Origin of the sequence: Pseudomonas sp. HMWF032, from assembly GCF_003060885.1 — a bacterium.
GTDB lineage: Bacteria > Pseudomonadota > Gammaproteobacteria > Pseudomonadales > Pseudomonadaceae > Aquipseudomonas.
The window spans coordinates 431,787-446,248 of sequence record NZ_QAIG01000008.1 but is presented as its reverse complement, the minus strand read 5'-3'; the positions used below and the strand labels follow the sequence as shown (position 1 = coordinate 446,248).

Annotated in this window: 15 protein-coding genes; 14 read left to right on the top strand and 1 reads right to left on the bottom strand. The window is 59.3% G+C overall.

Annotated features, from left to right (window positions below; genetic code table 11):
• Positions 1 to 158: 158 nt before the first annotated feature.
• The 5 genes from DBR00_RS14505 to ispD all read left to right on the top strand — a co-directional run bounded on the left by DBR00_RS14505 (position 159) and on the right by ispD (position 5,142).
• Entirely contained in the window at positions 159 to 1,790 is a 1,632-nt protein-coding gene (locus DBR00_RS14505) for a CTP synthase (protein ID WP_108487677.1), read from the top strand.
• A gap of 3 nt (positions 1,791 to 1,793) precedes the next feature.
• On the top strand, positions 1,794 to 2,654 hold the full coding sequence (gene kdsA / locus DBR00_RS14500) for a 3-deoxy-8-phosphooctulonate synthase (protein WP_108487679.1): 861 nt from the start codon (positions 1,794 to 1,796) through the stop codon (positions 2,652 to 2,654).
• Positions 2,655 to 2,798: 144 nt separating this feature from the next.
• A complete protein-coding gene (gene eno, locus DBR00_RS14495; protein ID WP_108487681.1) occupies positions 2,799 to 4,088 on the top strand; it encodes a phosphopyruvate hydratase in 1,290 nt (429 codons plus the stop codon).
• Between the two features lie 65 nt (positions 4,089 to 4,153).
• Positions 4,154 to 4,435 (top strand): cell division protein FtsB, encoded by a 282-nt coding sequence (gene ftsB / locus DBR00_RS14490; RefSeq protein ID WP_108487683.1) that lies wholly within the window; start codon positions 4,154 to 4,156, stop codon positions 4,433 to 4,435.
• Positions 4,432 to 5,142 carry a 2-C-methyl-D-erythritol 4-phosphate cytidylyltransferase gene (gene ispD / locus DBR00_RS14485; protein WP_108487685.1) on the top strand — a complete coding sequence of 237 codons (711 nt, stop codon included), beginning with the start codon at positions 4,432 to 4,434 and terminating at the stop codon, positions 5,140 to 5,142. Before ftsB ends, ispD begins: the two co-directional genes overlap by 4 nt.
• On the opposite strand, the gene DBR00_RS14480 is transcribed toward ispD, so the two are convergent.
• On the bottom strand, positions 5,139 to 6,026 hold the full coding sequence (locus DBR00_RS14480) for a LysR substrate-binding domain-containing protein (RefSeq protein ID WP_108487687.1): 888 nt from the start codon (positions 6,024 to 6,026) through the stop codon (positions 5,139 to 5,141). The two genes, ispD and DBR00_RS14480, sit on opposite strands and share 4 nt — an antisense overlap.
• A gap of 123 nt (positions 6,027 to 6,149) precedes the next feature.
• On the opposite strand from DBR00_RS14480, the gene DBR00_RS14475 reads away from it, so the two are divergent.
• The 9 genes from DBR00_RS14475 to rpoS all read left to right on the top strand — a co-directional run bounded on the left by DBR00_RS14475 (position 6,150) and on the right by rpoS (position 14,176).
• Complete coding sequence (locus DBR00_RS14475) at positions 6,150 to 7,262, top strand: S-(hydroxymethyl)glutathione dehydrogenase/class III alcohol dehydrogenase (RefSeq protein WP_108487689.1); 1,113 nt, start codon at positions 6,150 to 6,152, stop codon at positions 7,260 to 7,262.
• A 40-nt stretch (positions 7,263 to 7,302) separates the two neighbouring features.
• Positions 7,303 to 8,148, top strand: coding sequence for an S-formylglutathione hydrolase (gene fghA, locus DBR00_RS14470; protein WP_108487691.1), 846 nt, complete (start codon positions 7,303 to 7,305; stop codon positions 8,146 to 8,148).
• 89 nt (positions 8,149 to 8,237) lie between these two features.
• Positions 8,238 to 8,711 carry a 2-C-methyl-D-erythritol 2,4-cyclodiphosphate synthase gene (gene ispF / locus DBR00_RS14465; RefSeq protein WP_108487693.1) on the top strand — a complete coding sequence of 158 codons (474 nt, stop codon included), beginning with the start codon at positions 8,238 to 8,240 and terminating at the stop codon, positions 8,709 to 8,711.
• Positions 8,708 to 9,766, top strand: coding sequence for a tRNA pseudouridine(13) synthase TruD (gene truD, locus DBR00_RS14460; protein ID WP_108487695.1), 1,059 nt, complete (start codon positions 8,708 to 8,710; stop codon positions 9,764 to 9,766). The genes ispF and truD overlap by 4 nt, the downstream gene beginning before the upstream one ends.
• On the top strand, positions 9,754 to 10,503 hold the full coding sequence (gene surE / locus DBR00_RS14455; RefSeq protein ID WP_090383334.1) for a 5'/3'-nucleotidase SurE: 750 nt from the start codon (positions 9,754 to 9,756) through the stop codon (positions 10,501 to 10,503). Before truD ends, surE begins: the two co-directional genes overlap by 13 nt.
• 41 nt (positions 10,504 to 10,544) lie before the next feature.
• The gene (locus DBR00_RS14450; protein ID WP_177480005.1) at positions 10,545 to 11,180 is read left to right on the top strand and encodes a protein-L-isoaspartate(D-aspartate) O-methyltransferase; all 636 of its coding nucleotides are present in this window, start codon (positions 10,545 to 10,547) and stop codon (positions 11,178 to 11,180) included.
• A gap of 24 nt (positions 11,181 to 11,204) precedes the next feature.
• A complete protein-coding gene (locus tag DBR00_RS14445; RefSeq protein ID WP_108487697.1) occupies positions 11,205 to 12,143 on the top strand; it encodes a DUF368 domain-containing protein in 939 nt (312 codons plus the stop codon).
• 50 nt (positions 12,144 to 12,193) lie between these two features.
• Positions 12,194 to 13,060: a peptidoglycan DD-metalloendopeptidase family protein gene (locus DBR00_RS14440; RefSeq protein WP_371920661.1), complete on the top strand. Its 867-nt coding sequence runs from the start codon at positions 12,194 to 12,196 to the stop codon at positions 13,058 to 13,060.
• A 105-nt stretch (positions 13,061 to 13,165) separates the two neighbouring features.
• Complete coding sequence (rpoS, locus tag DBR00_RS14435) at positions 13,166 to 14,176, top strand: RNA polymerase sigma factor RpoS (RefSeq protein ID WP_108487700.1); 1,011 nt, start codon at positions 13,166 to 13,168, stop codon at positions 14,174 to 14,176.
• Positions 14,177 to 14,462 lie beyond the last annotated feature (286 nt).

Below are 14,462 nucleotides of genomic sequence, written 5' to 3'. Positions count from 1 at the left end.
TCCGGTAGACTACGCTCCCGTCTTACTACAGCTTTTGTCGGCTCCTCTGGGAATCGGCAGGGCGAGCTAATTGCGGCATATCGTGATTGGCAGCTTCGGTATTCCTTCGCTTTCCCCGGCGGCACTGACCGCTTAAACGCAGACTTCTAGGGTTTTTCATGACGCGCTACATATTCGTCACGGGTGGTGTTGTTTCTTCATTGGGGAAAGGCATCGCCTCGGCTTCATTGGCGGCTATCCTGGAGGCGCGGGGCCTGAAGGTCACCATGCTCAAGCTGGATCCCTATATCAACGTCGATCCGGGCACCATGAGCCCGTTCCAGCACGGTGAGGTGTTCGTCACCCACGATGGCGCTGAGACTGACCTCGACCTGGGCCACTATGAGCGGTTTATCCGCACCACCATGACCCAGAACAACAACTTCACCACCGGTCGCGTCTACGAGGACGTGCTGCGCCGCGAGCGCCGTGGTGATTACCTGGGCGCGACCATTCAGGTCATTCCGCACATCACCGACGAAATCAAGCGCCGCATCATCAAGGGTGCGGGCGACGCTGATGTGGCCATGGTTGAGATCGGCGGTACGGTCGGCGACATCGAGTCGCAACCGTTCCTCGAAGCCATTCGCCAGTTGCGTGTGGAAGTGGGCGCCAAGCGCGCCATGCTGATGCACCTGACCCTGGTTCCGTATATCGCCACGGCTGGCGAAACCAAAACCAAGCCGACCCAGCATTCGGTGAAAGAGCTGCGCTCCATCGGCCTGCAACCTGACGTGCTGATCTGCCGCTCTGATCACCCCGTGGATGTGTCCTCGCGCCGCAAGATTGCCCTGTTCACTAACGTTGAAGAGCGTGCGGTGATCAGCCTGGAAGACGTCGACACCATCTACAAGATTCCAGGTGTGCTGCATGCCCAGGGGCTGGATGACTTCGTCGTTGAGCGCTTCGGTCTGGAGTGTGGCGGTGCCGATCTGTCCGAGTGGGACCGCGTAGTAGACGCCAAGCTCAACCCGGAAAAAGAAGTCAACATCGCCATGGTCGGCAAGTACATGGAACTGCTGGATGCCTACAAGTCGCTGATTGAAGCGATGAGCCATGCCGGCATCCAGAACCGCACCAAGGTCAACCTGCGCTATATCGACTCTGAAGACATCGAGAACAAAGGCACTGCGCTGCTTGAAGGCGTGGATGCCATTCTGGTGCCGGGCGGTTTCGGTCTGCGCGGCGTGGAAGGCAAGATCAAGACCGTGCAATACGCCCGTGAAAACAAGATTCCTTACTTGGGTATCTGCCTCGGCATGCAGGTGGCGGTCATCGAGTTTGCCCGTAATGTGTTGGGTTGGAGTGATGCCAATTCGACTGAGTTCGATACCTCCAGTCAGCACCCGGTTGTCGGCCTGATCACCGAGTGGCAGGACGCTACCGGCGAAGTCGAGACGCGTAGCGACTCCTCTGACCTGGGTGGCACCATGCGTCTAGGCGCACAAGATTGCCAGCTTCAGGCCGGCTCGCAAGTGCATGCCTGCTACGGCAAGGATGTGATCGTCGAGCGCCATCGTCATCGTTATGAAGTGAACAACAACCTGCTGCCACAGTTGATCGATGCCGGCCTCAAGGTTACCGGTCGCTCGGGTGACGGTGCGCTGGTTGAAGTGGTTGAGGCGCCGGATCATCCATGGTTTGTGGCCTGCCAGTTCCACCCGGAGTTCACCTCGACGCCGCGTGATGGCCACCCGCTGTTCAGCGGTTTCGTCAATGCCGCCCTGGCTCAGCAAGCTAAAAAGGCCTAAGGCATGACACAGCGGATCGTAAGTCAGAAAACCATCAAGGTCGGCAACATCGAGATCGCCAACGACAAGCCCTTTGTGCTGTTCGGTGGAATCAACGTCATTGAGTCACGTGATCTGGCGATGCGCGCATGCGAGGAGTATGTACGGGTTACTGAAAAACTTGGTATCCCCTACGTATTCAAGGCCAGTTTCGACAAGGCCAACCGTTCGTCCATCACCTCCTTCCGTGGTCCAGGTCTGGAAGAAGGCATGAAGGTCTTCGAGGACGTGAAGAAGACCTTCGGTGTGCCGGTAATCACCGACGTGCATGAACCGTATCAGGCGCAGCCGGTGGCTGATGTTTGCGACATCATCCAGCTGCCGGCGTTTCTGTCGCGGCAGACTGATCTGGTTGTGGCCATGGCCAAGACCGGTGCAGTGATCAATATCAAAAAGGCCCAGTTCCTCGCGCCTCAGGAGATGAAGCACATCCTGACCAAGTGTGAAGAGGCCGGTAATGATCAGCTGATTCTTTGTGAGCGTGGTTCCAGCTTCGGTTACAACAACCTGGTGGTGGACATGCTTGGCTTCGGCATCATGAAGCAGATGAACTACCCGGTGTTCTTCGATGTGACCCACGCCCTGCAAATGCCAGGTGGTCGCGCCGACTCCGCTGGTGGTCGCCGTGCTCAGGTGACTGATCTGGCCAAAGCCGGCATGAGTCAGGGGCTGGCTGGGTTGTTCCTGGAAGCGCATCCGGACCCGGACAATGCCAAGTGCGACGGCCCTTGCGCCTTGCGCCTGGACAAGCTGGAGCCGTTCCTCACCCAGCTCAAGCAGCTGGATGATTTGATCAAGAGTTTTGCGCCGATTGAGACTGCCTGAAACGGCAAATCTCCGGTAAAGTGCCTTTTGTATACAATATGACTGATTAGTCAGTACAGGTTGTCCACCGAAATGCTCTTCAGTGGATGATGAATGTGCAGCTGGTACGACCCTTTTCGTCAATTTTTTGGAGTGCTACACGCAATGGCAAAGATCGTCGACATCAAAGGCCGTGAGGTTCTCGATTCCCGTGGTAACCCGACTGTGGAAGCCGATGTAATTCTCGACGGCGGCATCATCGGCAGCGCCTGTGCGCCATCCGGTGCCTCCACCGGTTCGCGTGAAGCGCTGGAACTGCGTGATGGCGACAAGAGCCGTTACCTGGGCAAGGGCGTGCTGAAGGCTGTGGCCAATATCAATGGTCCGATCCGCGACCTGCTGCTGGGTAAAGATGCTGCCGATCAGCAAGCCTTGGATCAGGCGATGATTGCCCTAGACGGCACTGAAAACAAAGCCACCCTGGGTGCCAACGCCATCCTCGCCGTATCCCTGGCTGCGGCCAAGGCTGCTGCGCAGGCTAAAGGCGTACCGCTGTACGCGCACATTGCCGACCTGAATGGCACACCGGGCGTCTACTCGATGCCGGTGCCGATGATGAACATCATCAACGGTGGCGAGCACGCCGATAACAATGTCGACATTCAGGAATTCATGGTTCAGCCGGTTGGCGCCAAGACCTTCGCTGATGCGCTGCGCATGGGCACCGAGATTTTTCACCACCTCAAGGCTGTGCTGAAGGCTCGTGGCTTGAGCACCTCCGTGGGTGACGAAGGCGGTTTTGCGCCGAACCTGGCGTCCAACGAAGACGCACTGGCGGCTATCGCCGAAGCCGTGGCCAATGCCGGTTACACCCTGGGTGACGACGTGACCCTGGCGCTGGACTGCGCTTCCAGCGAGTTCTTCAAGGACGGTCAGTACGACCTGGCCGGCGAAGGCAAGGTGTTCAGCGCTGAAGGTTTCGCCGACTACCTGGCGGGTCTGACTCAGCGTTACCCGATCATCTCCATCGAAGACGGTATGGATGAGTCCGATTGGGCAGGCTGGAAAGTGCTGACCGACAAGATCGGTGAGAAGGTGCAGCTGGTGGGTGACGACCTGTTTGTGACCAACACCAAGATCCTCAAACGCGGTATCGACGAGTCGATCGGCAACTCGATCCTGATCAAGTTCAACCAGATCGGCACCCTGACGGAAACCCTGCAGGCCATCCAGATGGCCAAGGCTGCCGGTTACACCGCGGTGATTTCGCACCGTTCGGGTGAAACCGAAGACAGCACCATTGCTGACCTGGCGGTCGGTACTGCTGCTGGCCAGATCAAGACCGGCTCGCTGTGCCGCTCGGACCGCGTCTCCAAGTACAACCAACTGCTGCGTATTGAAGAGCAGCTGGCTGGTAAAGCACCGTACAAAGGCCGCGCCGAGTTCCGTGGTTGAACCCAGGCATGGTAAAAGAGGGGCGGCGCGAGTCGCCCCTTTTTCATCCGGAATCTTTTGCTGCTATGCGTAGTCGTTCTTACTGGGTGTTTATCGTCCTGCTGGCCTTGTTGGCTGGCCTGCAATATCGCCTGTGGGTGGGCGATGGCAGCCTGGCGCAAGTTACCCAGTTGAAGCAGCAGATTGCCGATCAGCAGGGTGAAAATCAGCAGTTGCAAGAGCGCAATCGGATCCTCGAAGCGGAAGTGCTGGAGCTGAAAAGCGGGATGGAAACCGTCGAAGAGCGTGCTCGCCACGAACTGGGCATGCTTAAAGAGGGCGAAACCCTCTATCAGTTGGCTGAATGAATACGTCTGAATTACCCCCTTTCTGGGCGTTGATCCCGGCTGCTGGTATTGGCAGCCGAATGCGCGCCGACCGGCCCAAGCAGTACCTGCAACTGGCCGGCAAAAGCATTATCGAGCACACCCTGGCATGCTTTCTTGGGCATCCGCAGCTGCGTGCGGTGGTAGTCAGCCTGGCGGCAGATGATCCCTACTGGCCGACCCTGAGGTGTGCCCATGATCCACGTATCCAGCGTGCCGATGGCGGTGCCGAACGGGCTGATTCGGTGCTCAGCGGTCTGATGCGCCTCAGTGAGCTGGGTGCTCAGGAGCAGGATTGGGTGCTGGTGCACGATGCAGCGCGGCCTAATCTGGCGCGCAGCGATCTCGACCTGCTGCTCGCCGAACTAGCTGACGATCCGGTAGGCGGCCTGCTCGCCGTGCCTGCCCGCGATACGCTCAAGCGCGCCGGCACCGATGGCCGGGTGCAGGCTACGGTGGATCGTTCGACCATCTGGCAGGCTTTTACTCCACAGATGTTCCGGCTTGGCGAGTTGCAGCATGCGCTGGCCGATGCGCTGATTGCTGGAGTGGCGATTACCGACGAGGCCTCGGCCATCGAGTGGGCAGGACAGGCACCGCGTCTGATCGAAGGCCGTTCGGACAACCTCAAGGTCACTCGTCCTGAAGATCTGCGCAGCTTGGCCAACCTTTGGCACCTGAAGAGCTAGCGATACTCGCTGCGTTGCGTCAACCCCTGTTTAAGAAACTCCACCAGCTGACGCACCTTGGGTGACAGGTGGCGTTGCTGTGGATAGAGGGCCCATACCGCAGTGTCCGGCGGTTGCTGGTTATCAAGCAACGAGACCAGCGCGCCGCTGCGCAAGTGTTCCAGCACGTAATAATCCGGTAGCTGGCACAGTCCAAGGCCGCGTAATGCGGCTTCCAGTACTGCCTGGCCGCTGTTGCAGCGCCAATTGCCCTGCACCCGCAGGCTGGAATCTCGGCCGCTGGCCTGAAAGCTCCAGAGGTCCGAACTGCCGATCAGGCAGTTGTGTCGCGCCAGCTCCGACAGCGAATGCGGGCGCCCGTAGCGTTGCAGGTACGTCGGGGCGGCGCACAGGTACATCTGCCGCGGTGCCAGGCGCGTGGCCACCAGGCGCGAGTCCTGCAGGCGACCCAGGCGGATGGCCAGGTCGAGGCCTTCGTGCAGCAGGTCAAGGGTGCGGTTGCTCAGTTCGATGTCCACCCGCAGTTGTGGGTGCTGCACCATAAAATCGGTGACCAGCGGCACGATAAAGCGCTCGCCATAGGCCACCGCACAGGTCATACGCAGCAGGCCTTTGGGCTCGCTGCCCAGATCGCCTACGGCGCGCAGGGCTTCTTCTCGGGCATCCTGCAGGCGCTGGCAGTGCTGTAAAAACGTCTGCCCGGCCTCGGTGAGCGCCACGCGGCGGGTGCTGCGGTAGAACAGGCGGGTTTGCAGGCGCTCTTCCAGTCGCGCGATCTGCCGGCTGACCTGGGAGGACGACAGACTCAGGCGTTCGGCGGCAGCGGTGAACTGGCCGCATTCGGCCACCGCGACAAATTCATCGAGGCCTTCCCAGCGGTTCATGCGGATGTCCTGTTGTGAGTTGATTATCCCTGTATAGCAAGAATGTTTTGTTTTTTGTTGGATTATCTATCTGCATCACTGATCTACACTCTGCGCCACTGTTGAGTCCGCTGGAGAGCGATCATGATCAAGTCCCGTGCTGCCGTAGCCTTTGCCCCCAACCAGCCGCTGCAAATTGTCGAGGTCGACGTCGCGCCGCCCAAGGCCGGTGAAGTACTGGTGCGCATTGTTGCCACCGGCGTGTGTCACACCGATGCCTACACGCTTTCGGGTGAGGATTCTGAGGGGGTGTTCCCGGCGATTTTGGGGCATGAGGGCGGCGGCATCGTTGAAGCCATCGGTGAGGGCGTGACCTCGGTACAGGTCGGCGATCATGTGATCCCGCTGTACACCGCCGAATGCCGCGCCTGCAAATTCTGCAAATCCGGTAAAACCAACCTGTGCAGCTCGGTGCGCGCCACCCAGGGCAAGGGCCTGATGCCGGACGGCACCAGCCGCTTCAGCTACAACGGCGAGCCTATCTATCACTACATGGGCTGCTCGACCTTTTCCGAATACACCGTGCTGCCGGAAGTCTCCCTGGCGGTGATTCCCAAGGAGGCGCCGCTGGAGAAGGTCTGCCTGCTCGGTTGTGGCGTGACCACCGGTATTGGTGCCGTACTCAACACCGCCAAGGTGGAAGAGGGCGCTACCGTGGCGATCTTCGGTCTGGGTGGCATCGGTTTGGCGGCGATTATCGGCGCGAAGATGGCCAAGGCCTCGCGCATCATTGCCATCGATATCAACCCGGCCAAGTTCGAGGTGGCCCGCGAGCTGGGTGCGACCGATTTCGTTAACCCCAAGGATTTCGCCAAGCCGATTCAGGAGGTCATCGTCGAGATGACCGACGGTGGCGTGGACTACTCCTTCGAGTGCGTTGGTAACGTGCAGCTGATGCGTGCGGCGCTGGAGTGCGCGCACAAGGGCTGGGGCGAGTCGGTGATTATCGGCGTGGCCGGTGCTGGTCAGGAAATCAGCACACGTCCGTTCCAGTTGGTGACCGGCCGCGTCTGGCGCGGTTCGGCCTTCGGCGGCGTCAAGGGCCGTACCGAACTGCCGAGCTATGTGGAAAAGGCGCAGAAGGGCGAAATCCCGCTGGATACCTTTATTACCCACAACATGCCGCTGGAAGACATCAACAAGGCCTTTGACCTGATGCACGAAGGCAAGAGCATTCGCACCGTTATCCACTTCTGATCACGCGGGGCGGCTGTCATGGCCGCCCACTGGAGGCCCCATGACCTTGGAAAATATTTCCTGCCAGAAGAGCGCCGGCGGTTGGCACAAGCGCTATCGCCATCGTTCGGCGGTGCTGGGCTGCGACATGGTGTTTGCTGTGTACCTGCCACCGCAGGCCGAGCAGGGCGGCAAACTGCCGGTGCTGTATTGGCTGAGCGGCCTGACCTGCACCGACGAAAACTTTATGCAGAAGGCTGGCGCACACAAGCTGGCGGCCGAGCTGGGGATGATCATTGTTGCGCCGGATACCAGCCCGCGCGGCGCTGATGTGCCGGATGATCCGGACAAAGCCTGGGACTTTGGCCTGGGCGCAGGCTTTTATCTGAACGCCACCCAAGAGCCCTGGGCGCGGCATTACCGCATGTATGACTATGTGGTGCAGGAACTGCCGGCGCTGATCGAGGCGAATTTCCCGGTATCCGACAAGCGCGGTATCAGCGGCCACTCCATGGGTGGGCACGGTGCGCTGGTCTGTGCGCTGCGTAATCCGGGGCGCTATCAGTCGCTGTCGGCCTTTGCGCCGATCAGCAACCCGAGCAACTGCCCCTGGGGTGAGAAGGCATTTTCGCGTTACCTGGGTGATGAGCGCTCGCGTTGGCGCGAATGGGACGCCTGCGCCTTGCTCAGCGATGCCACGGAAAAGCTGCCGATGCTGATCGATCAGGGTGATCGTGATGATTTCCTGGAAAATCAGCTCAAACCGGATGCTCTCAAGGCAGCGGCACAGGCTGCCGGCCATCCGCTGACCCTGCGCCTGCAGCCGGGCTACGACCACAGCTACTACTTTATCGCCAGCTTTATCGATGATCACCTGCGTCATCATGCCAAGGCGCTATTGAGCTGAACCGGTGCTGATCGAAAGCCCGCTAGCCGGGTTGATCCTCTGGCTTTCGGTTAGAATCACGCCCTGACTTTTTCAGGGCGTTGTTTTTTATGCGTATTGGCCACGGCTACGATGTGCACCGCTTCGGTGAGGGCGACTTCATCACTCTGGGCGGCGTGCAGATTCCCCATAAATTCGGCCTGCTGGCCCATTCCGATGGCGACGTGCTGCTGCATGCCCTGAGCGATGCCCTGCTCGGTGCGGCGGCGCTGGGTGATATCGGCAAACACTTTCCCGACACCGACCCGACTTTTAAGGGCGCGGACAGTCGCGTGCTGCTGCGCCATGTGCTCGGTCTGGTACATGCCAAGGGCTGGCAAGTCGGTAATGTCGACGCCACCATCGTCGCCCAGGCACCAAAGATGGCGCCGCATATCGAGAGCATGCGTGCGCGGATTGCCGAGGACCTGCAGGTGAGCCTGGATCAGGTCAACGTTAAGGCCACAACAACCGAGAAGCTTGGCTTTACCGGCCGCGAAGAAGGCATCGCCGTGCATGCCGTCGCGCTGTTGGTCGCCCGATGAACGACCTCGAGCTGCTGGGCCCGCGTGCCCATGGCGAGCCCTGCGGTACGGCGGTGCTCAAGGCCGTGGCGGAAGACTTTCAGGTCGATGAAGTGCTGGATATTCCCCTGGCCGGCGAGGGTGAACACCTCTGGCTGTGGGTGGAAAAACGCGAGCTGAACACTGAGGAAGCCGCCAAGCGCATCGCCCGCGCCGCTGGCGTGCCGCTGAAGCTGATCAGCTATGCCGGCCTCAAAGACCGTCAGGCCCTGACCCGTCAGTGGTTCAGCCTGCACCTGCCGGGCAAGCTTGATCCCGACCTGAGCGCCGCCGAAGATGCCAGCCTGAGCGTCCTCAAGCAGGTGCGGCATACCCGTAAGCTGCAGCGCGGCGCCCATGCGGCCAATGGCTTTACCCTGCGCCTGACCCAACTGGTCGCGGATCGCGCGGCGCTGGATCAACGCCTGACGCAAATCGCCGCCCAGGGCATTCCCAACTATTACGGCTTGCAGCGCTTCGGCCATGAGGGCGGCAATGTCGCCCATGCCCGGCATTTTGCGGCGAACAAGAGCCTGCCGGAGAAGCGCAATGTGCGCTCGCGTGTGCTCTCGGCGGCACGCAGTTACCTGTTCAACCAGGTGCTGGCCGCGCGCGTGGCTGCCGGCACTTGGAATCAGGCGCTTCTGGGCGATTTGCTGGCCTTTACCGACAGCCGCAGCTTCTTTGCTGCTGGCGAGGCGGAGTGCAGCGATCCGCGCCTGGCGATTCTCGATCTGCATCCAACGGGCCCGTTGTGGGGCGCAGGCGTCTCTAGCGCCGGCGGCGTGGCGCAGGCGCTGGAGCAGGATCTGGCTGGACGCGAAAGCGTTCTGGTCGACTGGTTGGCAGAAGCAGACATGACGCACGAACGGCGTATCCTGCGCCTCCCCATTGGCGGCCTGTCGTGGCATTATCCCGAGCCTGACATTCTGCAACTGGAATTCGTCCTGCCGGCTGGATGCTTTGCCACTGTACTGGTGCGCGAGCTCGTCGATCTGTTGCCGGCAGGGCAGACGGACAACCCATGCGTATTCTGATTTCCAACGATGACGGCGTTGCTGCGCCAGGCCTGGCTGCGCTGCATGCGGCGCTGGCCGACTATGCCGAGTGCACGGTGATTGCCCCCGATCAGGACAAGAGCGGTGCGAGCAGCTCGCTGACCCTCGACCGCCCCCTGCACCCGACCACGCTGCCAAACGGCTATATCAGCCTGAACGGTACGCCCACCGATTGCGTGCACTTGGGCCTCAATGGCCTGCTGCCGCAGGTGGCGGATCTGGTGGTGTCCGGTATCAATCTGGGGGCCAACCTGGGTGATGACGTGCTGTATTCCGGCACCGTGGCGGCGGCCTTGGAAGGGCGTTTTCTGGCCCGTCCGGCGTTTGCCTTTTCCCTGCTGTCACGCCTGCCGGATAACCTGCCAACCGCCGCCTATTTCGCCCGCAAGCTGGTCGAGGCGCATGAGCAGCTGGATCTGCCGCCACGCACCGTGCTCAATGTGAACATCCCCAACCTGCCGCTGGAGCACATCCGTGGCATCCAGCTGACGCGCTTGGGCCATCGCGCCCGCGCCGCCGCCCCGGTCAAGGTAGTCAATCCGCGCGGCAAGGAAGGCTACTGGATTTCGGTCGCCGGTGATGCTGAGGATGGCGGTCCCGGCACGGATTTCCATGCGGTAATGCAGGGCTATGTTTCGGTCACGCCGCTGCAGCTGGACCGTACCTTTGCTGATGGCTTCAACAGCCTGCAGCCCTGGCTGGAGGGGTTGCTGTGATCCGCCGTGAACAGGACGAGCTGCAGCATCGCGGTATTGGCATGACCTCGCAGCGTACCCGCGAGCGGCTGATTCAGCGGCTGTATGAGGAAGGGTTATCCAACGCCCATGTGCTGGAAACCATTCGCCGCACGCCACGTCATCTGTTTGTCGATGAGGCGCTCGCCCATCGTGCCTATGAAGACACTGCGTTGCCAATCGGCAACAACCAGACCATCTCGCAGCCCTATATGGTCGCGCGCATGAGCGAGCTGCTGCTGGCGGCAGGTCCGCTGGACAAGGTGCTGGAAATTGGTACCGGCTCCGGCTATCAAACCGCGATTCTGGCGCAGTTGGTCGAGCGGGTATTCAGCGTCGAGCGTATCCAGAGCCTGCAAGACAAGGCCAAAGAACGTCTGGCTCAGCTCAATCTGCGCAATGTGGTGTTTCGCTGGGGTGACGGGTGGGAAGGCTGGAATGCCCTGGGGCCGTATAACGGCATTATCGTCACGGCAGCGGCGGCGAATGTGCCGCAGGCCCTGCTGGATCAACTGGCACCCGGCGGACGCCTGGTAATCCCGGTTGGTGCGGGAGATGTGCAGGAGCTGCTGCTGATTGTTCGCGAGGATGACGGTTTCTCCCGGCATGTGCTGGATGCGGTGCGTTTTGTGCCGCTGCTGAATGGGCCGCTGGCCTGATGCCACTTGTTTACGGATGAACCAATGAAGACGTATTTCCTGCTTTATGCCAAAGGCATTGCCATGGGCGCTGCCGACGTCGTGCCGGGGGTGTCGGGTGGCACCATCGCCTTTGTCAGCGGTATCTATGACGAACTGCTGCGCTCGATTGCCAGCGTGCCGGCAGCGCTGGGGCTGTTGTTGCGTGGTCGTATTGTCGAGGCCTGGAAGGCCGCCAATGCAACCTTTCTGCTGGTTTTGCTGCTGGGCATCATGACCAGTGTGTTGAGCCTGGCGCGGTTGATCACCTATTTATTGGCCGAGCAGCCGATTCCGGTCTGGTCGTTCTTTTTTGGTCTGATTCTGGTATCCACACACTTGGTGGTCAGGGAAATCCAGTGCTGGAACTGGACACGGGTGGTCAGCCTGCTGCTGGGTGCGGCGTTCGCCTACTGGATTACCGTAGCCGCGCCATTGCAGTGGGGGCATGACCCGTTAAGCCTGTTCCTAGCAGGCGCCATCGCCATCTGCGCGATGATTCTGCCGGGCATTTCTGGCAGTTTTCTACTGGTGCTGATGGGCTTGTACAGCTTTGTGCTGGGCGCGGTGAAGGACCTGGATATCACCGTTTTGTTGATCTTCGCCAGCGGTTGCCTGGTGGGTATTGTCAGTTTTGCCGGTTTCCTGCGCTGGCTACTGGCCCGCTGGCGTGACCTGACTCTGGCGTTTCTGACCGGGCTGATGGTCGGCTCGCTGAACAAGATCTGGCCCTGGAAGGAAACCCTGAGTTGGCGTACTGACAGCCATGGTGCACAGATGCCTGTGTTGCAAAACAACCTCTGGCCGGCGCGTTTCGCCGAAGTCAGCGGGCAGGACCCACAAGTGCTGTTAGCCATTGTGCTGGCCGTTGCCGGTATTGTCCTGGTGCTGGGCCTGGAGTGGTTGGCAGGACGTAGCCTGCAAAGCGCTGGTGATAACCCATAATTGCGGCACAATGCATGCCAGCAAGATGTAGTCAGTTTCGGGAGATGCAGGTGAGTTTCACAGCCATTCAATTGCCGAATCGTGCCAGCGGTGCCCGTAGCCTGTTGAGTGGCCTTGTCCTCAGTGCGCTGCTCAGCGCCTGCGCGAGCCCACCACCGGGTGGGGTAAAAGTGGTTGATCGCAGCCATGGCGGTGGAGCCAGTCAGGCGCCACAACGACAGCCAGTTAGCAGTGGGCAATATAAAGTACAGCGTGGAGATACTCTTTATTCCATTGCATTCCGCTTTGGTTGGGACTGGAAAGCATTGGCTGCCCGCAACGGTATTACCCCCCCTTATTTGATACGGGTTGGACAGGTCATTCGTTTCGATGGCGCTCAGCCACCCAGCCAACCTCCAGTTGTCGTGACCGCTCCGTCGGTGGTTGCGCCGCCATCCGGTAATCGTCCTACCGCCCCAGTTCAGAATCGACCTGCACCGACCCCACCGCCAGCTTCTGCCAAGACGACTCCGAGCGTAACGGCATTACCGCCTAGCCAACGTTCTGCTTCCGGCTGGTTATGGCCCACCAATGGCCCGGTTATTGGGCGTTTTTCCTCAAACGGCAGTTTGAATAAAGGCATTGATATCGCCGGGGAATTGGGCCAGCCTGTTTTAGCTGCGTCTGATGGTTCAGTGGTCTACGCCGGGAGTGGTTTACGGGGCTACGGCGAGTTGGTAATCATCAAACATAGCGATACCTACGTAAGCGCCTACGGCCACAACCGCAGGCTGTTGGTGCAGGAGGGGCAGAAGGTCAAAGCCGGGCAGAAAATTGCCGAAATGGGTTCCACAGGAACTGACCAGGTAAAACTTCATTTTGAAGTGCGCCGTCAAGGTAAACCTGTCGACCCGCTGCAATACCTGCCGCGACGTTGATCTAGCGCTAGCCTGTCTCCACCGCGTGGGAGGGACAGGCTTTGGTGTAACCAGGGACTTGGTCGCGCTGAAGCTTGCTGTCGAACTCAGCAAGGAATAACAAAAATGGCTCTCCATGAAAAAGAAGCGCCGGAGTTTGACGTCGATGATGAAGTGCTCCTGATGGAGCCCGCTATAGTCCTTGACGATGATTCAGACGAAGAAGCGCAACCGCCACTTCCCCGCAACAAAACAAAAGCATCCGCGACCAGCAGTAAGCAGCATAAGTATATCGATTACACCCGCGCGCTCGACGCCACTCAGCTGTACCTCAACGAAATCGGCTTTTCCCCTCTCCTGACCCCTGAAGAAGAAGTGTTCTTCGCGCGCCTGGCACAGAAAGGCGACCCTGCTGGCCGCAAGCGCATGATTGAAAGCAACCTGCGCTTGGTGGTGAAGATTGCGCGTCGTTACGTCAATCGAGGCTTGTCTCTGCTCGATCTGATTGAAGAAGGCAACCTCGGTTTGATCCGCGCGGTAGAGAAATTCGATCCTGAGCGCGGTTTCCGTTTTTCGACTTATGCCACCTGGTGGATCCGCCAGACCATCGAACGGGCGATCATGAATCAGACCCGCACAATTCGTTTACCCATACATGTGGTAAAGGAGCTAAACGTATACCTGCGTGCTGCTCGCGAATTGACCCAGAAGCTCGATCATGAGCCTTCTGCAGAGGAAATTGCCAACCTGCTGGAAAAACCGGTGGGTGAAGTCAAACGCATGCTCGGCTTGAATGAACGGGTTTCCTCGGTCGATGTTTCACTGGGCCAGGATTCAGACAAAACCCTGCTCGATACCCTGACCGATGAGCGTCCGACCGATCCCTGCGAGTTGTTGCAGGATGACGATCTATCGCAGAGCATCGATCAATGGTTGTCTGAACTGACTGACAAGCAGCGTGAAGTGGTGATTCGTCGCTTCGGCTTGCGCGGCCATGAAAGCTGCACGTTGGAAGAAGTTGGCCAGGAAATCGGTCTGACCCGTGAGCGTGTAAGGCAGATTCAGGTTGAAGCCCTCAAGCGTTTGCGGGAAATTCTGGAAAAGAACGGCCTGTCGAGCGACTCACTGTTCCAGTGAGCTTGATCTATTAACACTCAACCCGGCCTTGGCCGGGTTTTTTGTGCTTGAGTTCCATGCTAGCCACTCTGGTGAGTTTCACATATTGCGCCAAAAGGTGTTCCCGGCGGGTTTTATGAGCGTTTATGTAAGTCATTGCTTACAAGGTGCGTAAGCCGTTGGTGCGTAGAGTGACCGGATAATCGCCCTGATTTGTTTTAAACCATTGTTTTTAAACAAGATTTAAATATTCTTGTGAGAGTTTGATGGCACTCGACTGGAGTTTTCATCGCTTGTTCAGAGGGTG